Origin of the sequence: Algoriphagus aquatilis (assembly GCF_042657405.1) — a bacterium.
In the GTDB taxonomy this organism is placed as follows: Bacteria; Bacteroidota; Bacteroidia; order Cytophagales; family Cyclobacteriaceae; genus Algoriphagus; species Algoriphagus aquatilis.
The window spans coordinates 134,992-154,393 of record NZ_JBHSKS010000008.1; the positions used below are offsets into that span (position 1 = coordinate 134,992).

General features: G+C 41.5%; 18 protein-coding genes and 2 tRNA genes. 13 read left to right on the forward strand and 7 right to left on the reverse strand.

The features are described 5' to 3' along the window. Positions 1-10 precede the first annotated feature (10 nt). Together ACFPIK_RS11650 and ACFPIK_RS11655 are read left to right on the forward strand one after the other, a co-directional pair. Complete coding sequence (locus ACFPIK_RS11650) at positions 11-904, forward strand: mechanosensitive ion channel family protein (protein WP_377915410.1); 894 nt, start codon at positions 11-13, stop codon at positions 902-904. After that, positions 885-1,223, forward strand: a complete 339-nt coding sequence (locus ACFPIK_RS11655; RefSeq protein ID WP_377915412.1) for an MGMT family protein — start codon at positions 885-887, stop codon at positions 1,221-1,223. The genes ACFPIK_RS11650 and ACFPIK_RS11655 overlap by 20 nt, the downstream gene beginning before the upstream one ends. On the opposite strand, the gene ACFPIK_RS11660 is transcribed toward ACFPIK_RS11655, so the two are convergent. Beyond that, positions 1,220-2,665, reverse strand: a complete 1,446-nt coding sequence (locus ACFPIK_RS11660; protein ID WP_377915414.1) for a sodium:solute symporter — start codon at positions 2,663-2,665, stop codon at positions 1,220-1,222. The two genes, ACFPIK_RS11655 and ACFPIK_RS11660, sit on opposite strands and share 4 nt — an antisense overlap. 52 nt (positions 2,666-2,717) lie before the next feature. On the opposite strand from ACFPIK_RS11660, the gene ACFPIK_RS11665 reads away from it, so the two are divergent. The 8 genes from ACFPIK_RS11665 to ACFPIK_RS11700 all read left to right on the forward strand — a co-directional run bounded on the left by ACFPIK_RS11665 (position 2,718) and on the right by ACFPIK_RS11700 (position 8,265). After that, complete coding sequence (locus tag ACFPIK_RS11665; RefSeq protein WP_377915416.1) at positions 2,718-3,011, forward strand: ATP-dependent Clp protease adaptor ClpS; 294 nt, start codon at positions 2,718-2,720, stop codon at positions 3,009-3,011. Positions 3,012-3,023: 12 nt separating this feature from the next. Further along, a complete protein-coding gene (gene recR, locus ACFPIK_RS11670; RefSeq protein ID WP_377915418.1) occupies positions 3,024-3,632 on the forward strand; it encodes a recombination mediator RecR in 609 nt (202 codons plus the stop codon). 136 nt (positions 3,633-3,768) lie between these two features. Then, positions 3,769-3,842, forward strand: a tRNA-Ala gene (locus ACFPIK_RS11675). A gap of 58 nt (positions 3,843-3,900) precedes the next feature. Further along, positions 3,901-4,176, forward strand: a complete 276-nt coding sequence (locus tag ACFPIK_RS11680) for a GIY-YIG nuclease family protein (RefSeq protein ID WP_377915520.1) — start codon at positions 3,901-3,903, stop codon at positions 4,174-4,176. Continuing rightward, a tRNA-Ala gene (locus tag ACFPIK_RS11685) sits at positions 4,134-4,215 on the forward strand. Before ACFPIK_RS11680 ends, ACFPIK_RS11685 begins: the two co-directional genes overlap by 43 nt. 1,127 nt (positions 4,216-5,342) lie before the next feature. Beyond that, positions 5,343-6,923: a PKD domain-containing protein gene (locus ACFPIK_RS11690; protein ID WP_377915420.1), complete on the forward strand. Its 1,581-nt coding sequence runs from the start codon at positions 5,343-5,345 to the stop codon at positions 6,921-6,923. A gap of 56 nt (positions 6,924-6,979) precedes the next feature. Next, positions 6,980-7,399 carry a hypothetical protein gene (locus tag ACFPIK_RS11695; RefSeq protein ID WP_377915422.1) on the forward strand — a complete coding sequence of 140 codons (420 nt, stop codon included), beginning with the start codon at positions 6,980-6,982 and terminating at the stop codon, positions 7,397-7,399. A 47-nt stretch (positions 7,400-7,446) separates the two neighbouring features. Beyond that, complete coding sequence (locus ACFPIK_RS11700; RefSeq protein WP_377915424.1) at positions 7,447-8,265, forward strand: Cof-type HAD-IIB family hydrolase; 819 nt, start codon at positions 7,447-7,449, stop codon at positions 8,263-8,265. Positions 8,266-8,316: 51 nt separating this feature from the next. Here ACFPIK_RS11700 and ccsA (ACFPIK_RS11705) read toward each other — a convergent pair whose 3' ends face one another. The 5 genes from ccsA (ACFPIK_RS11705) to ACFPIK_RS11725 form a co-directional block, all read right to left on the reverse strand. Continuing rightward, a complete protein-coding gene (ccsA, locus tag ACFPIK_RS11705; RefSeq protein ID WP_377915426.1) occupies positions 8,317-10,836 on the reverse strand; it encodes a cytochrome c biogenesis protein CcsA in 2,520 nt (839 codons plus the stop codon). Between the two features lie 26 nt (positions 10,837-10,862). Then, positions 10,863-11,279 (reverse strand): cytochrome c maturation protein CcmE domain-containing protein, encoded by a 417-nt coding sequence (locus ACFPIK_RS11710; RefSeq protein ID WP_377915428.1) that lies wholly within the window; start codon positions 11,277-11,279, stop codon positions 10,863-10,865. A 12-nt stretch (positions 11,280-11,291) separates the two neighbouring features. Next, the gene (locus ACFPIK_RS11715; RefSeq protein ID WP_377915430.1) at positions 11,292-11,534 is read right to left on the reverse strand and encodes a CcmD family protein; all 243 of its coding nucleotides are present in this window, start codon (positions 11,532-11,534) and stop codon (positions 11,292-11,294) included. 93 nt (positions 11,535-11,627) lie between these two features. Beyond that, on the reverse strand, positions 11,628-12,323 hold the full coding sequence (ccsA, locus tag ACFPIK_RS11720) for a cytochrome c biogenesis protein CcsA (RefSeq protein ID WP_377915433.1): 696 nt from the start codon (positions 12,321-12,323) through the stop codon (positions 11,628-11,630). Between the two features lie 149 nt (positions 12,324-12,472). Next, complete coding sequence (locus ACFPIK_RS11725; protein WP_377915435.1) at positions 12,473-13,894, reverse strand: hypothetical protein; 1,422 nt, start codon at positions 13,892-13,894, stop codon at positions 12,473-12,475. A gap of 159 nt (positions 13,895-14,053) precedes the next feature. Here ACFPIK_RS11725 and rlmN point away from each other — a divergent pair, with 159 nt between their 5' ends. From rlmN to ACFPIK_RS11740, 3 genes are all read left to right on the forward strand, one after another. After that, positions 14,054-15,118, forward strand: a complete 1,065-nt coding sequence (gene rlmN / locus ACFPIK_RS11730; RefSeq protein ID WP_377915437.1) for a dual-specificity RNA methyltransferase RlmN — start codon at positions 14,054-14,056, stop codon at positions 15,116-15,118. Between the two features lie 79 nt (positions 15,119-15,197). Continuing rightward, entirely contained in the window at positions 15,198-17,867 is a 2,670-nt protein-coding gene (locus ACFPIK_RS11735) for a TonB-dependent receptor plug domain-containing protein (RefSeq protein WP_377915439.1), read from the forward strand. 51 nt (positions 17,868-17,918) lie between these two features. Further along, entirely contained in the window at positions 17,919-18,389 is a 471-nt protein-coding gene (locus ACFPIK_RS11740) for a hypothetical protein (protein ID WP_377915441.1), read from the forward strand. A 68-nt stretch (positions 18,390-18,457) separates the two neighbouring features. On the opposite strand, the gene ACFPIK_RS11745 is transcribed toward ACFPIK_RS11740, so the two are convergent. Next, on the reverse strand, positions 18,458-19,402 hold the full coding sequence (locus tag ACFPIK_RS11745; RefSeq protein WP_377915443.1) for a rhomboid family intramembrane serine protease: 945 nt from the start codon (positions 19,400-19,402) through the stop codon (positions 18,458-18,460).

The window sequence follows — 19,402 nt, forward strand, 5'->3', positions numbered from 1 at the left end:
CGATTGAACGATGAATCACCTCAAAAGCAGTATCCGCATCAAGGAAAATGTCCGCCGAAGAAACTTTGCATTCAAACTAGTTCTTCTGATTATTCTTGAAATTTTTTATGCAGGGGACACCTTTTTGAGGCCTTTTCTCGAGCAATACGAAATTTTAACACACATCATCCGGGCCTTGATTTTCCTGTTGAGTGCCAATCTGATTTTCTCCCTAGGAAGATTTATCACCCTGAGTATTTACTTGCAGCAGCGTGAGGAGACTAAAGTTCAGCCGAATTTTGTGATCGGAATTGACAGGATAGCGACTCTTCTCAATATGCTTGCCGTACTAATTTCGTTAATGCTGGCATTTGGGATCCGTCCTTTGGAGTTTTTGACGAGTATAACTATCGTGGCCGCGGCCATTGCCCTACTCACCAAAGATTACATTACCAATATTGTCAATGGCTTGATTATGATGTTTTCGGATCAGCTGGAGATTGGGGATAAAATCCAAGTGGGAAGGCACATTGGGTTTATCAGAGACATTACTTTGATCAATTTGGTCTTAAAAAATGACTCAGGGGAGATCATTCTAATCCCCAACTCGATGGCCTTGACCACAGATGTGGTGAATTTTTCAAAAAACAATACCCATCAAGTCATATTTGACACGGAGATATCCTCCACTACTGAAATATATCTGAATCAATTGGAGGAAAAATTGGAGGAAGTGCTGGAAAAATACCCTGAAGTTGTGATCAAAGAAGGAGCTCAGTTGAATATTCTGGAAAGGAAAGCGGATACCATTTTGGTGAGGTTCCAGTTCCCGATCAAAACAGGAGAAAAACCCACCGAAATTCAAGTAAAGAAAGCGCTAAACCAAGCCCTCATCGACTGGAGACATGAATTACGACAAGCCTAATTACTTTGATTTGGTCTACCAAGTAGTCCGCGAGATCCCAAAAGGAAGGGTAACAAGCTATGGTGCCATCGCCCACTACCTAGGCCTGAAAAGTGGCGCTCGAATGGTGGGATATGCCATGAGTGCATCCCATGGTTTGCCTGATGTACCGGCACAGCGTGTAGTCAATAGACAGGGATTGTTGACAGGAAGGCATCATTTTAGCACACCCACTCTCATGCAGGAACTGTTAGAATCGGATGGAGTAAAAGTGGAAAACGACCAAGTGGTCGACTTTGAAAAGGTCTTTTGGGATCCTGAGAAAGAGCTGGGTATCTAAGATTTTTTCCTAACCAGATACAATCCCAAAAACATCAGGGCTCCATTTAAAATCAAAGCCTCAAAGCCGAATTTGTACCCCCAAAGCCATTTTTCTGAATTTGAGCTGACCATGAAAGTAAGCAAGGGAGCAGCCACTGCCAGATAGGGCACCCAGTTGTCCTTGACTTGAAATTTAGTAAAAAGCCCAAAAGAATATAGCCCCAGCAAAGGCCCATACGTGTATCCGGCAATGATAAACACCGAATTGATCACACTTTGGTCGTTGAGCCAATAAAAGGCCAGGATTAAGAAAAACATCAAGCCTGTAAACGCGATGTGGACTTTTTTACGAATTGACACCCGCTTTTCAGGAGCGTAGTTGCGTTCGATCTGGAGAAAATCGTAACAAAAGGAGGTCGTCAAAGCGGTCAATGTGGAATCTGCACTAGAATACGCAGCCGCGATGATCCCCAATACAAACACAATCCCTGTAAAAGAAGAAAAGTGCTGGGTGGCTAACAATGGAAAAAGTTGGTCTGATTTGGCCGGCATGGCTATACCTTTTGTCTCTGCGTAGAGATATAGCATCACACCAAGCGATAGAAAGAGGATATTTACGACCACCAAAATGATGGTAAACCAAAACATGTTTTTCTGAGCATCTCCCAAGGTGCGGCAAGTCAAATTTTTCTGCATCATATCTTGGTCGAGACCTGTCATGACTATGGTGATAAATGCTCCTGAAATAAACTGCTTGAAAAAATTGGTGCCGGCCTTCCAGTCCCAGTTAAAAATCCTAGATCGATCATCCTGAGCCACTGCTGAAATATAGTCTCCAAGGCTTTTGATCTCAAGGTCTTTTCCGATGAGTATGATCGTAATGACCACCGAGGCAAGCATAAATGCAGTTTGCAGCGTGTCTGTCCACACGACAGTTTTGATCCCTCCACGGTGGGTATATAGCCAAATCAGACCAACGGTGATCAGGACAGAAACCCAAAATGGAATACCCAAAGAATCAAAAAGGATCAATTGCAGTACACTTGCCACCAAATACATCCGTAGAGAAGAACCTAAAGCGCGTGACAGGATAAAGAAAAAAGAACCCGTTTTGTAGGACCAAAACCCAAATCTATCCTCCAAGTAGGAATAAATAGAAACTAAGTTGAGCCTGTAATAAAGGGGTAAAAGCACCTTGGCAATGGTGAAATAACCCAAGGTATATCCCAATACAACCTGAAAGTAAAAAAAGTTACTATTTCCGACTTCTCCGGGAACCGAGATAAAGGTCACGCCTGACAGAGACGCGCCTATCATGCCAAAGGCAACCAAAAACCAGGGAGACTGCCTGTCACCTGTAAAGAAAGTGTCTGCGGTAACTTTGCGTGAGGTAAACCAAGAAATCAAAAAAAGTAAAAGAAAATAGGCCGAAATGACCAAGAGTACGATTTGGGGATTCATAAAGCTAGGATCTGACACTCGCTAAGTTGCCCATTATTCTTAATTTTGCCAAATGAACCAATTCAGCATGCCTCTTCCGGAACTAGAAGAGATCGAACTTCTCCTTGAAGAATTGATCGATCAGGATGCACTCGATCTGATCGTGTTCAATGATGATGTGAATACCTTTGAGCACGTGATCCAAGTGTTGATAAAAGTGTGTAAGCATACTCATGAACAAGCAGAGCAATGTACACTGATCATTCACTACAAAGGCAAATGTTCAGTGAAGAAAGGTTCCCGCGAAGAATTGAAGCCCATGTGTGAGGCTATCTTGAACGCCGGTATACAAGCTGCCATAGTTTAATTTTCCCCCAACTTGAATTTCCCCTCCAAATTAATCGAAGATGCTGTCACAGAGATTTCTCGTCTTCCTGGTATTGGCAAAAAGACAGCTCTGAGACTTGCCTTACATCTGCTCAAACAGAATGGAGCCGTGACAGAGGCGCTAGCCTTAGCATTGACAAGGATGCGTGAGGAGATCAATTACTGTAAAACATGTCACAATATTTCCGACCATGAAGAATGCAGTATTTGTCAAAGCCACCGGAGAGACCGTTCTTTAGTCTGTGTGGTAGAAGATATTAGGGACGTATTGGCCATTGAAAACACCAATCAATATCAAGGACTTTATCACGTATTGGGAGGAGTGATCTCCCCCATTCAAGGAATCGGTCCAGAGGAACTTAAAATTGAAAGCTTGCTTTCGAGAATTACTGAGGGGGAAATCCGAGAAGTTATTTTGGCCCTTTCAGCTACGATGGAGGGAGATACCACCTCTTTTTATTTAAGCAAAAGACTTAAGGACTCCAAGGTGAAAGTCAGTACAATTGCCCGCGGCATTCCAGTAGGAGGTGAATTGGAATTTACAGACGAGGTTACCTTGGGCAGAAGTATATTGACGAGGATAAATTATTCTCAGGATTAAAGAAATTATTTGGTTCAAACCAATCTCAGTCTATATTTGCACCTCGAATTGGGGGATTAGCTTCCTGAAATTCTTCGGGACTAGAGCGTCCCGATGGCAATCGGGAAGGTCAACGGTTCGAATTCAAAATATAAATGGGGGATTAGCTCAGTTGGCTAGAGCGCTACACTGGCAGTGTAGAGGTCATCGGTTCGAATCCGTTATCCTCCACTTTTAAAAATGGGCAGTTTCATAATTGCCCTTTCATTTTGTTATTTTTTAGATCGCTATGTACTTCGTTTACATATTGTACTCTTCAAAAACCGAGAAATACTACATCGGTTCTACAGAAAATATTGAATCGCGATTGAAGCACCATAATGCAGGGTCAACACCTTCTACAAAATCCGGTGCACCTCATTGGAAGCTGAAATATATGGAATCGCTAACTGACCGGACTGCCGCTTTGAAAAGGGAATTAGAAATCAAAAAGAAAAAAAGTAAACGATACATCGAATGGTTGATTAGCTTCCCGAAATTCTTCGGGACTAGAGCGTCCCGCTAGCTAGCGGGAAGGTCATCGGTTCGAATCCGTTATCCTCCACGAAGACAAGTTTAGTGCTTGTCTTTTTCTTTTTAAGACCATTTTAGCCATGTATTTTGTCTATATACTTTTAGCTCAAAGTCTGGCAAGTACTACATCGGTTCTACAGACAATACTGAAGCAAGATGAAAGCATCATAATGCTGGAGCAACTCCCTCTACCAAATCAGAAGCTCCTTATTGGGAAATCAAATACTTAGAAACTTTGCCCGATCGAACTGCCGCTTTGAAGCGGGAATTAGAAATCAAAAACAAAAAAAGTAAACGATACATCGAATGGTTAATTAGCTTCCCGAAATTCTTCGGGAATAGAGCGTCCCGCTAGCTAGCGGGAAGATTCCCAAGAATCTTTTGGACAGGCTAACGGTTCGAATCCCTCACTTTACCGGAAATGCGCTACTAATCTCCACGCAGGTCTTTCCTAATCGTAAAAGCATTACCTACTTTCTACCAATTTAATACGCTTGAATACCCCTCAGGTCAAAGTCAGGTATGCATAACAATTGCCCTCAAATAAATACAACAGTGAAATCTAAATTCCCAGCAGGTAGGGATCGTTCTTATTCTTTAAGTACAGTTACCATTTTAGAAATTAAAATAGCACACAATTTTTATTATAAAGGCCCATCACTCTGACTAGAGATAGAAATAGATTAGAGAATTTTATCTACAAATAGAAATCAATTTATTTTCATTATCTCTATTTCGTCTACCTGTAAAGAGGATCTATAAAAACCCTATATAAAATACATTTTTAATACATAGACCTACAAAAAATATGGCAAAATCACATCAAAAAGCATATAATCGCTTGTTTTCCAATTAATTAGGATGAAGCTTTTTAAAGTTAAAAAGCTTCATTTTCTTTCCAAATTTCAAGGCGGTTTACAGATCATAAGCACTTTATTTACATAATGTTGTATTTTATTATCAATTATAATAAATGCAATTTTATGCATATTACATAGATCAAAAACTACTTCAACCTTATAAAAAAGCGTTTCATTTTTTCAAAAAATAGCATTTTGAATAGCACTTCACTTACACATCAATGCCATTTACAAGGACTTAATATAAGTCATTATATATTTATGTAAGATTTCTGCTCTAGAAAGGAGGGAAGTAAAAATGAGACGCTACATAAATATAAAAAGCTTTATACTAATTACTCTAATCAGTATTTCAACTGCTTTTTCTGCTGTACTTTTTGCTCAATGTTCCCAGAACAACATCGTTGTAACCGGTTATCAGCTTAGAAATCAATCGGGACAAGTATTTTCGGTAACTGACAATTATCAATTAGGACAACCAATTTCGGGAGAGCTCTGGGTCAATTTTGGAGGTTCAACCACCAACGGATACAATCTGACCATGTATTATGATGTCTTTATCAATGGTAATCAATCCTCAAATGACCAAGTAGATTGTATATTCTCAGGAACTCAGATTCAACAAAATGTGTGGACCAAAGTGAGGAATATTTCATGGAATTGGGGGGATGTCATACAAATCAGAGACATCTTTATGTATTGGGAGACTGGCACTGCAAAACCCAATACTACTTGCAATATTGTTTTGAAGAATAATGTGAATGCACAATGCTACAGCAACCCAGAAGGATTTACCGCTGCAGTACCTCTTTTTCCAAAATTCAACTTTGCCTCAAACGGTATTTGTAAAACCAGCATTCAATTTACCAGTCAAACCATAGGGGGCACTCCTCCTTACAACTATTCATATTCTTGGGATTTCAACAATGACGGAATCATTGATTCCAACTTGGCTAATCCGCTTTACAATTTCCCTAGTACTGGTACCTACCCTATACGAATGACTGTTAATGATGGTACCTCCATCACCACCATTACTAAAAACATCTTTATCGATCCCAACTTTGGAATTCAGGTGAATATTTTCCCGACCAAAGTGAATGGAAATACCGGTATCATTTACGTCCAGAGTGTGACCGGAGGTACTGCGCCCTACTCCTACTCTTGGGTAGGACCAAATGGATTTACCAGCACCAGTAAAGACATCTATAACCTAGCTGACGGACTGTATCGATTGACCGTGACTGACTTAAACGGATGTACCCAAACTGTAGAATACATCATGGATGTGGCTTCTGTTTTGGAGATATATTGGAAAGCTGTGGAGGTCAAAGAATCCCGAGCCAAAGTCGGAATCAATTGGCAGATGAACAGTGAAAAAGAAGGTAGCGTTTATGTGATCGAACGCAGCTTTGGCAATGCCAGCAGTTTCTATGAAATCGGAGAAGTAAATGGAAAAGGAAATTCTCAAGACCCTGTAGATTATTCTTTCTCAGATGAGACTTTCCCAATGTTTGAAGACCTTATTTACTACCGAATAGTGCACATTTCAGGCGATACCAAAACCTATTCTGAAGTGAAAATGGTGAAAAGAGACCCTGAGGTGAAGCCAGATGGTAACTGGATAGTCTACCCCAACCCAAGCCGTGACGGAAATGTCAACCTCAAATTCATCAACGGAAATCTAGCCTTCGGTGAAAAAATCCAAATCCAAGCAATCAATGGAGGGAACTTCGTCAAGAATATTGAAGTGGTAATAGGCTACGATGATGCCTTCATGCTAGATCAACTGATCGGGCAGCTTCCTTCAGGATTGACCCTTTTGAGAATCCAATGGAAAAACCATTCAGAATCCTTTAAGCTTATCCGATCTGAATAATCAAATAGCATAGGTTCTCAGAGCTAATTTTTAACTTGGGTCTTAAATCTATTGCTATGAAAAAGATTTTTTTGAGTCTATGCATCGCCTGTTCACTGAGCAGCTGTGCTTGTAATCCAGAAGATGTGATCCAGTTGGCCTTTTCAGGGATGGAAAGTGTTATCGGAGAAGGATTTTTACCCTCCACTGAAATTCAATCCTTGGGTGATTTTCAAGGAATGAGTGTGCAGCTAGGCCAATCCTCAGAAAATGGCATCTTGGAATCAGTGATTTTCCTGAGATTAGAAAATGGCGATCCCGACAAACTCTCAGGTCAACGAGAGATTCTGGCAAGAAAATGTGCGGAACTCTACCTCAGAGATTTTGAAAAAGCCAGTGATTACCAAAAAATCACGATTCAGTTTGTACAAACTGATCCCAACGACCCTCAAAACATGGCTCTTGAAGAATACACGTTTGAAGTAAACGATTTTTGATTCCCCTATAGAGCCCAAAAATTTCACCTACCATTATCCCAAGAATCATGAAATTCAAAGCGATTTGCTCTGATGTGGATGGGACTCTACTCAATTCAGAAAGAGACCTTTCTCCAAGACTTAAAAATCTAATCAAATCACTTTCTCCAGAAATTCCGGTCATTTTGGCAAGCTCACGTATGCCTGATGCCATGAGACATCTTTTGAAAGACCTGGGCCGCGAATCTGATCCCATGGTAGCCTATAATGGCGGGCTAGTTCTTGATGGAAAGGGAGAAGTCCTGGAATCAGTCACCATCCCGTTGGTCCTTGTGAAATCCATCATCGAATGGACCAAGAAAGCGGAAATTCATATCAGCTTATTTCATGGAGAACATTGGTACGAAGCCAAAGAGGATTATTGGTCCAAGAGAGAAATCCAAAACACCAAAGTCAATCCTACCTGGATGCCAACGACCGAGGTGTTGGATCTTTGGACAAAAGACAATCTCGGAGCCCACAAAATCATGGTGATGGGAGAATCAAATGACATCAGTTGGCTATTTGGCGAGCTCCACCTTCATCATGGAAAAGAGCTCCACCTGTACCGTTCTAAGGATACCTATATAGAAATAGCTCCAAGGAAAATCTCTAAGGCAACAGGATTGGAGGTCTTGTTAAATGCGAGATTTGACTTTGGGTTGGAGGAGGTGATTGCCTTTGGCGACAATTACAATGACATTGATCTGTTGCAAAAGGTAGGTTGGGGTGTCGCTGTAGCCAATGCAAGACCTGAAGTCAAAGCGGTGGCTAATGAAGTCACACTCCATCACAAAGAAGACGGAGTAGCTGAAACCTTGTCTCGAATTCTTGAATCCAAAAAATAAGGGGCTGAATCATTTTCAGCCCCTCCATGCATTTATTGGTAGTATAGATCCTTACTCCAACCCTTTATCTCTCATCTTGGCAAACTCGTCAAATCGTCTGAAGATCGCGACTGTGAAGCCAATCAGCATGACGATGGTACCAATCCAAAGAACATTGATATATGGCTTCACGATAGCCTTCATCACCACATAGTCTTTTTGGTACTGATTGACTTTGAAGACAAATTTGTTTTGCTCGGGAATAATATTCTCCAAACTGACTTTTAATCCCAGCTCGGTATCTATGACGGGAAGCTTTCCTACCTGATTATTTCGGATGATGAAAGTTGGCTCAAGCACTTTTTCCACATCATAATCCAACACACGCAACTTGGCTTTGACCGCCACGTCACCCTCCTGAAGGGTGTATCCTTCTATTTCCTTGAGTACCTCTGCCCCGTCAAAATAAGTCACAAAGTCAGCAATGTGAAACTGCTCTCCCGGCGACACTTCATAATTTTCATCTTCTTTCCAATCCGGATCGGCATAATCATTCATTGCCGCCACATAGGTATAGAGGTCACGATTGAGGTATATTTTTGAATCCGGAGAAGAAATCAATCCTCCCATTCCTTCATTGAATTGGGACATTGGGGAAAGCGAAAACTTCAAGGTCTCATTTTGCAAATAATCGATTTTGAAATAGTCATTTTCCTCCAAAACCAAGGTTACCACATCCCCCTTTTTGAAATAGTCCTTGTAATCGGCCAATGCGACCGCTTCGTTGACATTGCCGGTGGATTCTAAAAGTTTGGCAGGAACATATTCAGGAACACCCACCACTTTTTTCTGACGACCACGATAAATAACTGTGTAATCCTTCATCTGCGTGGGCTTATTGATCCAAAGTAGCACGTGCTCTTTGTTCATTTCATCTTCCCAGCTATTGCTATAAGTCAACCCGGACATATTGATAGAAATGACATCCGAATAACCGGAGCTAAACATGATACCAATCAAAATCATCCCTAAACCGATATGAGCTAAGGAGCCTCCTGCCAACTTGAAGGTGGTCTTTTTGAAAAGTCTTGCCAAAATCACGGAGTTGGCCACGATCGTAAACATCCCCGCCAAAACGATGATAATGTATTTCCAATCGTAAACTTTAGCCAAAACAATCACCAAAGCAGAAAGCAAAACAGAGATGACATAAGGGGTAACCAAGGCATCTTTCAAAGCCTTTTTATCCATTTTTTGCCACCAGAAAAATTGGCCCACCGCTGTAAGCAAGGCAATCACCACTGCAAACCAAAGCTGAAACTTGGTATAAAACTCCACTTGATCCGCAGGAGGAGCCATATTGGAAATACCACCGAAGCTCTCTACCAAGGCATTCCATGCCGGAATAGATGTTGGAAGAATTACTTGAAATGCCATTAATCCCAAGGTCACTGCCCCAAGGAAAATCCAGAACTCTCTGGAATAAACAGAGGCTTCTTTTTCGGAAGTAGGAATATGCTTCCATGCTCTCGCGGCCAGAAAGATGGCAATCGCCATAAAGAACAGCATGTATAAAAGCAGCTGACCGGATAGCCCAAGATCGGTAAATGAGTGTACAGAAGCATCTCCCAATACGCCCGAACGCACCAAGAACGTGGCATAGAGCACCAAAATAAAGCTCAGAATCACCAAGACAATAGATGTCTTCAGGGCGGTAGCACTCTTCTTAAAAGTGATCATGGTGTGAATCGCCGCAACCAAGATCAGCCAAGGCACATAGACAGCGTTTTCCACCGGATCCCAGTTCCAATAGCCTCCAAAGTTCAAGGTCACATAGGCCCAATAGGCACCCATGATAATCCCCATTCCCAAAATCATAGCTGAGAAAATCGCCCATGGCAAAGCAGGACGGATCCACTCAGAGTATCTTTTGGTCACCAAACCCCCAATCAGGAAGGCAAAGGGAATCAAGGTAGAAGCATATCCCAAAAACAGCGTCGGAGGATGGATAACCATCCAGATATTTTGTAAAAGCGGATTCAGACCTGTTCCGTCCTCAGGTACAAAATCAGGGTTGAGCTCAAAAATCGGAGCCTGAGTCGCATCTCTCAAAAGAATAAACGGTGAGCTTCCGATTTTCAAATCGCCAATCACCACACCCATAATCATCGAGACCAAGAAGGCTTGCACCAAAGCAAATACCACCATAACCGGTGCCTCCCAAAACTTGTTGGTGTGAATCAAAATCACACCCAAGACCACATTCCAAAATGCCCAAAGAATGAATGCACCTTCCTGCCCTTCCCAGAAACTGGAAATCATGTAATGAACCGGAAGCGCTTTGGAACTGTGAGAATAAGCGTAGAAATATTCGTAGCGGTGATTGTAAATAATCTCAAAAAGAGAAAATGCGATCATCGCTGTAGATGCCGCGTGAATATAAAAACTGATCCTGCTAAATCGTCTCCAGCTAGCTTTATCGATCTCGTTGGCTTGGAAATATTGGATATAGGCAAATGCCGAAACTAGCGCACTGACGAAAGCCACGATAGTCATCAAATGGCCCAAATTACCCACAAAGGTATTGATCATGATTTTTTACTTAGTATAAGTCAACCTCACATTCCTGCCGCCTGCACATCAGTCTCCTGATATTTGGAAGGGCACTTCATCAGGATTTTATCAGCCACGAAAATATCTTTATCACGGTAGGATCCAATCACCACCACCTGCTCCGAACGCTGAAAATCAGCCGGTACAGGTTCATTATAAAAGACCTTCTGCTCGGTACCCTCATTGTCTACCAATAAAAAAGTAAATGAAGTCTTGTCTTCTCGGACTTCGATTCCTTCAACTTGGCCGGTTTCATCTTTTTTCAACTGCCCTACCACATGAATGGCTTTATCTTCTCCGTCTTCTTTCATTTCCCAAGCGGTGCTGAAGCTTTCGTAGCTACTCGCATCTCCGATAGAGGTCATGATGATAACAATTGCGATGGCAATTATTCCAAGTCCGATGATGTGTCCTTTTTTCATAGACAAGCAAGGTTAAGAGGGTAGATTTTTTTCAAGTTTGGAGATCCTTCGATCCGTGTTGATCACATACACGGTAATTCCCGCAAAAATGATTGCGATCACTCCCACCAACACATAAATTTTTCCTTCAGCACGCATTTTATCTGCCATTTCCACCGAATTATTAGCATAATCAGCTTCCGTAACCGCGATTTTTTCCTGGGCTAGGGCGCTCAGAGAAAAAACCAAAAGTGCTATTGTCACTATCTTTTTCATGTGTATTTAAATTGTTTTTTTAGGCCATATGGAATCTTGCCTGCTTAAGAACCATGTTGTATTTAACACACGTGTCATGCTCGATTTCATCTTTCAAGAATTTATCAGTCTGTCTTCAAGTACTCGTTCCGCTCTTCGGACTCTCACCCGAACAGTCGCAATCCAAGTACCCAAAAGGGTCCAGCCAATGATTGCCGGATAGAAAACCATTCTGAGCTTAGAGTCCAAATCATAAGCATTGAAACCGGGATTGCCTCCGTTACCCGGATGAAGGCTATCCGTCAACCTTGGTAATACAAATATCAGGGGAATGAAAGCCGCAAAGGCGAAAATATTATAAACTGCACCTATTCTTCCCCGTTGCTGAGAATCTGTGATAGATCCCCTCAAGATCAGGTAGGCAAAGTACATCAGCAGACCGATGGCCGAAGCGTTTTGCTTAGGATCTCCACTCCAGTAATCTCCCCAGGTAAATCTTGCCCAAAGCATTCCCGTGACTATTCCCAACACCCCAAACAAGATGGCCGCATTGGTAAACTCCAAGGCCATGTCGTCATGTTTCAAATCATTGCTTCGGAGGTACTTGATGCTGTAAACTACTGCTACGATCAGCATCAAAATCATTCCAAACCACATCGTCACATGAAAGTGAAGGGCTCGAATGGTCTCATTGAGAATAGGAAGACGGGGAACGTCCAGCAATAATCCTGCAATCAACGTGTACAACAAGAGTCCGATAGTCAGGATTTTCCACCAGGATTGGCGCATAGTCGAGATTTGCTTATTCAAGGGCAAAAATAGGGTATAAGTTCCTGAATCTGCTTCTTTTTCTGATAAAAGGAATGAGTACGATATTGTAAAACACTTCTGCCAACTGAACCAATGTTAACTAGGATTTTTTCTACAAAAAATCGAAAATGACTTTCTGGATAAATTCATTATTTGACGCTGTAAATCATAAATCTGTCATCTACCAGACTTATTAAGTTGAAAAATTCAGAATTTCCAAGTTCCTCAAACATCAATAAGTCTTTTTGAGAATAGATTGAGGTATGAAGTAAGACTTTATCGATTACCAAAAATTTCACTTTTTGACTTTTTAAACCGTCATAAAAGTTATTTGGGTGACTCAAATCAAAATTAGGATTTTTAATATAAAACCGGTCGATCAGCTTAATCCAGCCACCATTTACTTGAGGTAAGTCTGGCAATTGATCTCTAATGTAGAAATCATGAGAATTGGTGAAGATTGATTCTGCTGAATAACTTTTATCAACTCTGGTAATAACCTTACCAATCTTTTTAAAACTACTTTGCAGGACTTGAGATGTCCTTTTGTGGTAATAATTGCTTAAAGAGAAATATAGGAAAGTTGGAATTAGAAAAATCGAAAGTACCACAGCAACCCTTTTTTGCCTTTCCCAAATTGAAAAGAAAAGGAGGCCTAAAAAAATATAAACAAAAGGTAGAATGGCAAAAACTCCTCTTGGGGAAGGATGAAAGTTGATTAGTAACAAATAAAACAAGCAGGTTAGAATCAATCTCCTAAATGACTTGAGGAATACCCATGAAATAATCAGAGTAGAAAAGTATAAAACATTTCGAACCAAGTTATTCAAATAACCTAGAGAAAATTCATAAAAAGACTGCTTCTCGAATTTTGTGAAAGGATTTAACTCTACCCAATTTGGCTTTTCGAAAGTTAAAAAATGCTTGGTCGCAACTAACGAAGAAGTTCCCCAAAAATTAATCAGAAATAGAACAGAAACAGATAGGACTATGGTCAAAAATCCCCTAAGATTTTTTGAATGACCAGAGAAGAAAAATAACCCAGAACCCCACAGACAGATCAACCAAATAAATGCTTCAAATCTGAACAGTGTGGCAATAACCAAGCTTGAAACACTAATTAAAGCAGAAAATTTGCTTCTGTCTTCATAATGTGATGTACCAACAATCAGGGATACTAAAAAAAAACCATAGGAACCAGGAGACAAACTATTGGATAGAAAAATCTCATTAGAAACTAGTAGAACTACAAGACAAAAGAAAACCAAATAAAAATTTAGCTCTTTGAAAATTTTAGAAGAAATAAAATAAAACACTAATCCTAAACTCAAATAATTTAAGATTTTGGTCAACAGGATTACTTCATCACTAAAATTTAGAATACACTTTAATACCCAAACAAACCCCGGCGGATAAACTCCATTGTAAAAAGTAGATAGATCATCAAGATCCATAATGGTAACCAATCCTAGATATCCAAAAAAATCATTTGAATAAACTTGTAATCCAAAGATAAAATCAATCGCAAAAAGCGTCAAGGGGAAATAGAAATATTTCAGAAAGACTCTCAAAAAGACTATTGTTTGTTACTATTTACCTAATGATGGGACAAGAGACCAAAATCAAATCTAATCAAAGGATTGAAATTTTATGATTTTACAACCAAAGACTCCTTTTCCCAGCTTAAAGCATAGTCCCAAAAATCAAATTGCTTTATCTAACTTTGCCCCGTGGAAAATCAAAAAAAAGACATCCGTAAATTCAGTTTGGCTGAGCTGGAAGAGTTTTTCTTAGCGCATGGAGAGAAAAAATTCCGGGCCAAGCAAGTCTATGAGTGGCTCTGGAATAAGTCTCTCAAAAATTTTGACGAGATGAGCAACATCTCACTTTCCACTAGGGAACTGCTCAAAACTCACTTTGCGATCAACCACATTCATGTGGATTTGATGCAGCACAGCAGTGACGGTACCATCAAAAACGCGGTCAAACTTTATGACAACAAGATTGTAGAATCAGTACTCATCCCCACGACCAAGCGAATTACCGCCTGTGTCTCCTCTCAGGTAGGCTGCAGTTTGGACTGTAATTTTTGTGCTACGGCTAGGTTGAAGCGGATGCGAAATCTCAATCCAGATGAGATCTACGATCAGGTAGTCGCCATCAAAGACGAGGCCGAAACTTACTTCCAGCGTCCACTGACCAATATCGTCTTCATGGGAATGGGTGAGCCGCTTCTCAACTACAACAATGTCATCGAAGCCATAGACAAAATCACCTCACCCGAAGGACTTGGCATGGCACCAAGGAGAATCACACTATCCACCGTTGGCATCCCCAAAATGATCCGAAAGATGGCAGATGATGAAGTGAAATTTAATCTCGCCATCTCTCTCCACTCTGCCATCAATGAGACCAGATCCCGTCTCATGCCCATCAATGACTCCAATCCGCTCGAAGACCTTGCTGAATCACTGAAATACTGGTACCAAAAGACCAAGCGTAAAGTCACCTATGAGTACGTCATCTGGCAGGGTGTAAATGACGACGAAAAACACGCAAAGGCCTTGGCCAAATTCTGCAAAATCATCCCTTCAAAGGTCAACATTATCCAATACAACCCCATTGACGAAGGAGAATTTCGCCAGGCAAAACAGGAAGCGGTGGAAATGTACGTTCGGGTGCTCGAATCACAAGGAATCATCGCAAAAGTCAGAAAATCAAGAGGTCAAGATATCGATGCGGCTTGTGGTCAGCTCGCCAACAAAAATGAAGTGGCTCAACTAGCCACCAATTAACATTTTTTATTTGTTTCAGATGAGAACCTTAGTTTAATTACGGTGTATACATCCGTAAACCTAAACCAACCCAAATTTTATGAGAGCCTTTTTTTTAGCATTTTTTCTCTTTTCATCTATTCAAGTCTTTGCTCAGAATGAGCTGCCAGATCGGATCCAAAACTACCTAAACAAGTATCAAGAGGATTTTCCGGTAGAAAAAGCTTACCTCCATCTGGATAAACATACCTATACTTTGGGGGAAGATCTTTGGTTTAGTGCCTACTTGGTCGCCGGGGGCACACAAGTGCCTTCTCCGATGAGCAAGACACTTTATGTGGATCTGTTTGATGGAGATGGGCTGTTACTCACCCAAAAAATGATTCTGATTGAAAATGGGAGAGGCGCAGGGGATTTCAAAATTCCAAATTTCGGAAAGGCTGGAACCTATCAAATCAAAGCCTATACCTCCTGGATGAAGAATTTTGGAGAGGAGTATTTTTTCAGTCAAAACATTCAGGTGATAGATGGCTCAGGAGGATCTTTTCTTCCTATGGTCAATTTCCAGGAAATCACTGTTTCGGAGGGAAAAATCAGATATAAACTCACTATCCAGGCAGTCAATGAAAAAGCAGAACCCCTTTCCAACAAAAAACTTGACGTACGGGCCATTGGGAGCAATGAAATCCTAGCCTCACAGCAAGTACAGCTAAATGCTAATGGGGAGGTGGAATTTGGTTTTTCAATACCTGAGAAAGTTCATTCTTCCCAACGATTGGAGCTCATCTTTGAGGAAAATGAAAATTATCCGGTCACCCAATCCGTACGTCTGCCTTATGCATTCCAGTTTGCGGATATTCAGTTTTTACCCGAAGGAGGAAACTGGGTAGTTGGGAAAAAGGCAAAGTTAGCTTTTAGAGCTGTTGATCCAGATGGATTACCGGTGCCCTTGTCTGGCAGTATCGAAGGAATCCCCAACACTGAATTTTCTTCCAATTTTGCCGGACTAGGCAAGCTCGATCTTATCCCCACAAGTCAACCACTAAATGCGGTGGTAGAATCGCAGAAATTTGGAGAAATAAGGAAAATCCCTCTTCCTCAGGCAGCCTCGTCGGGCCTGAGCATGCAAGTTCAAAATCCCGAAGAAGGTGCTTTTATTTCTGTTTTTGTGCAAGGCAGCAATTTTGATGAAAACTTGCTTTTGGTGTCACATACCCGGGGAATAATCAATTACCTGATCAAAGGATCCTTAGCAAATGGGGTGTGGGGAGCGCGTATTCCCAAAAAGAACCTCCCCTCTGGAATCAATTCGATCACGGTACTCAATCAGGAAGGCAAACCTCTGCTTGAACGCTTGGTTTTTATCACAGCCCAAGATGCGCTTACCTTGGAATTAGATACTGATTCAAAGATTAATTCCAGGGGAAAAGTAGAGTTAAACCTCAGCTCAGCATATTCCAATATTCCTGTTACCGGAAGTTTTTCAATAGCGGTGGGTGATGGAGATCAAGTCTTGGAAGAAAGTGATCTCTATGGCAACCTGTATTCTTTCCTATTGTTGAGCTCAGATCTCAAAGGAACTATTTACAGCCCTGGAGTATATTTCAAGGACAACAAACCTGAAACAAAAGAGGCTCTTGACTTAGTCATGCTCACACACGGTTGGAGTAGATTTACATGGAAAGATGTAAGAGAAGAAATCTACCCTGACCGAGGATTTTTTATAGAGCAAGGCATATCAATTAAAGGCAAGGTCAAGGAGCAAAGTCAGACCAAAAAGGGTCTTGCTGGTGGGAAAATAAGCGCGATGATCGGAGAAGGTATTGAACTGATCACAAGTGGATTCGGACCCGAAGGATCATTTTTTCTGACTGACCTGCTTTATCAGGATTCGGTCACAGTGACCCTGACAGCGGAAGACCAACGAGCACGATCTTTTGTAGATATCGAATTGATCCTACCTGAGGCACAATTTAAAAGCATCCCTGGTAAATATCCCACCGAAGTAGCATGGCCAGCAGGACTTACCTCCACGGTTCGGGAACGTAATCTGATGCAGGCTTTGGTAACGGATTCCAAAATCATTGACTTAGAAGGTGTCACAGTCGGAGCTAAAACTCTTCAAGAAGAAGAAACTTCGGTTCGAAAGCTTTATGGAGAAGGAGATGCCTCTATCAAACCGGACAAAATCCCAGGAGCGGTGGCTTTTGTCAGTGTCTTTCAGATGATCCAAGGAAGAGTAGCCGGTGTTCAAGTCACCTACAATGGTTTCTCAGGAAGCGTATTGATCAGGGGGTCAAATTCATTCCAATCGGGTTCAGAGCCACTTTATTTATTGGATAATGTTCCTGTAGATGCCGCTACATTCGGTCAAGTGAGTCCAAGAGATGTAGAAAGTATAGAAATATTCAAAGATCCTGCCCGCACGGCAATATTTGGTTCGCAAGGTTCAAATGGAGCCGTGGCAATCTACACCAAATCAGGCGCTGGGATTCGATACCAAAGCGTAGGCGGTACACTTGTCACCAAATACGGCGGGTATGCTACTCCAAGGGAATTTTACTCCCAAAAGTATGATGAAAAATCTCCGGCTACCGCTGTGACAGACAAACGAGCCACACTGTATTGGAATCCGTTGGTCAAAACGGACGAAAATGGAAAGGCGGCTTTTTCTTATTTCAACTCAGACTCAGCCAAACGTCATCTCATTGTCATCGAAGGAATGGACAGTCTGGGTAGGCTTGGAAGGATGGTCAAAATCCTGCAATAATTTGCTAAATCAGCCAAAGCCATCTACCTTTTTCCCCAAAAACAGAATCAGATGAAGAAACTTCTTTTACTCCTTTTGATCGGATTTGGTACCATTTCCCTAACTCAGGCACAGACCCAAGGAGAATCTCGGTTGCACGCCTTGGGGCAATATGGGTTAAGATTGAATGAACCGGGCATCGGACTGGGTTGGGAATATTTCTTTGCGGAGAAGTTTGGCTTTATGCCCAACTATACACGCATTTTTCCCAATGTGGGCAATGCAAGTAACTTTAGCGCGGATCTTCGATATTACCTCTCCACCGGCAAATCCCAAGTGTATGCTATGACTGGATACAGCCTAACCAGTGAAAATCCACAACCCGGATCGGCAGGTACCCGACGAAATCAAAGCGGTGCTAATGTCGGGGTAGGTGCAGTAGTTCCCATCGTGGAATGGGTAGCTTTGAGCACAGAGTTTAAGTTTCAAAGTCAGGGATTTCGGCAGACGTATTTCCGTTTTGGGTTGGCTTTTCCGCTTTAATCCTTGAATTCCTTTCAAAAAAGAGCGGCTTTCCATCGAAGGAAAGCCGCTCTTGCTTTGACTAAGTATTACTTTTTGCTGAACTCGAAAAGTTTCCTTTTTTCCTCTTTGCTTAGGCCATCATAACCCTTATCAGCAATTTTATCAAGAATCCGGTCGATTTCATCCTGAGTAATAAGTTCTTTTTTAGCAGAAACTTCAGGTTCAGTTTTTTGTGATTTGAATCGATCAAATGGACTAGCTGAAGAAGTGGAGGCCTTTTCTCTACGATAGCTAACCTTCACTTTACTCTTCCTTCCACTGAAAAGATTCTCAAAAACCATCCCTACTTTTTGAAGAGGCACTCCCCAATCCATCCCTCTTCTCAACTGGACAATATAGAGATAGCCTAACAGGGCACCTCCAAGATGGGCGATTTCCCCACCGGCATTGGCACCAATCGAATTGGCAAAGGATAGAATCACGTAAAACGCCGCGATATACACAATCTTGACCGGACCGAGAAGCAATAGAAAAAAGGTGGTATTGGGAGTCAAGGTAGCCGCACCTACGACCACGGCAAAAACGCCTGCACTGGCACCCAGCATCATGGAAGAATCTACCGACGAACTGAAATAAGGGGCAAGATTATAAATCAACACATAGAAAACCGCTCCAAATAATCCTCCCAAAATGTAAAGGTTGGCGAGTTTCCGACTGCCTAGGTATTGATGGATTAGCAATCCAAACCAGTACAGAAAAAGCATATTGAACAAGATGTGAAAGACACCTTCGTGCAAAAACATATAAGAAAATACAGACCAAGGCTGCGTGGCCAATTTAGAGAGTGAGGCAGGCATCATGAGGTATCGCAAGCCGGCCTGATACCACTCACCAAAGCCTCCTATTGTCATAAAAACCCTGACAATCAAGACAGAAAAAAACACAATCAGGTTGATCGCGATTAGCTTGTAAAGGCTGTTATCGCGGTACTTGAATGCGTTTCTCAAATTGTCCCAAAAGCTACCGTACAT

Coding starts and splice junctions, on each gene's coding strand:
- ACFPIK_RS11740 (WP_377915441.1), top strand. CDS start 17,919: ATGAAGAAACTTCTTTTACTCCTTTTGATCGGATTTGGTACCATTTCC.
- ACFPIK_RS11695 (WP_377915422.1), top strand. CDS start 6,980: ATGAAAAAGATTTTTTTGAGTCTATGCATCGCCTGTTCACTGAGCAGC.
- ACFPIK_RS11700 (WP_377915424.1), top strand. CDS start 7,447: ATGAAATTCAAAGCGATTTGCTCTGATGTGGATGGGACTCTACTCAAT.
- ACFPIK_RS11715 (WP_377915430.1), bottom strand. CDS start 11,534: ATGAAAAAGATAGTGACAATAGCACTTTTGGTTTTTTCTCTGAGCGCC.
- ACFPIK_RS11735 (WP_377915439.1), top strand. CDS start 15,198: ATGAGAGCCTTTTTTTTAGCATTTTTTCTCTTTTCATCTATTCAAGTC.
- ccsA (WP_377915426.1), bottom strand. CDS start 10,836: ATGATCAATACCTTTGTGGGTAATTTGGGCCATTTGATGACTATCGTG.
- ACFPIK_RS11665 (WP_377915416.1), top strand. CDS start 2,718: ATGAACCAATTCAGCATGCCTCTTCCGGAACTAGAAGAGATCGAACTT.
- ACFPIK_RS11655 (WP_377915412.1), top strand. CDS start 885: ATGAATTACGACAAGCCTAATTACTTTGATTTGGTCTACCAAGTAGTC.
- ACFPIK_RS11660 (WP_377915414.1), bottom strand. CDS start 2,665: ATGAATCCCCAAATCGTACTCTTGGTCATTTCGGCCTATTTTCTTTTA.
- ACFPIK_RS11650 (WP_377915410.1), top strand. CDS start 11: ATGAATCACCTCAAAAGCAGTATCCGCATCAAGGAAAATGTCCGCCGA.
- ACFPIK_RS11680 (WP_377915520.1), top strand. CDS start 3,901: ATGTACTTCGTTTACATATTGTACTCTTCAAAAACCGAGAAATACTAC.
- ACFPIK_RS11745 (WP_377915443.1), bottom strand. CDS start 19,402: ATGTACGGTAGCTTTTGGGACAATTTGAGAAACGCATTCAAGTACCGC.
- ACFPIK_RS11690 (WP_377915420.1), top strand. CDS start 5,343: ATGAGACGCTACATAAATATAAAAAGCTTTATACTAATTACTCTAATC.
- ACFPIK_RS11710 (WP_377915428.1), bottom strand. CDS start 11,279: ATGAAAAAAGGACACATCATCGGACTTGGAATAATTGCCATCGCAATT.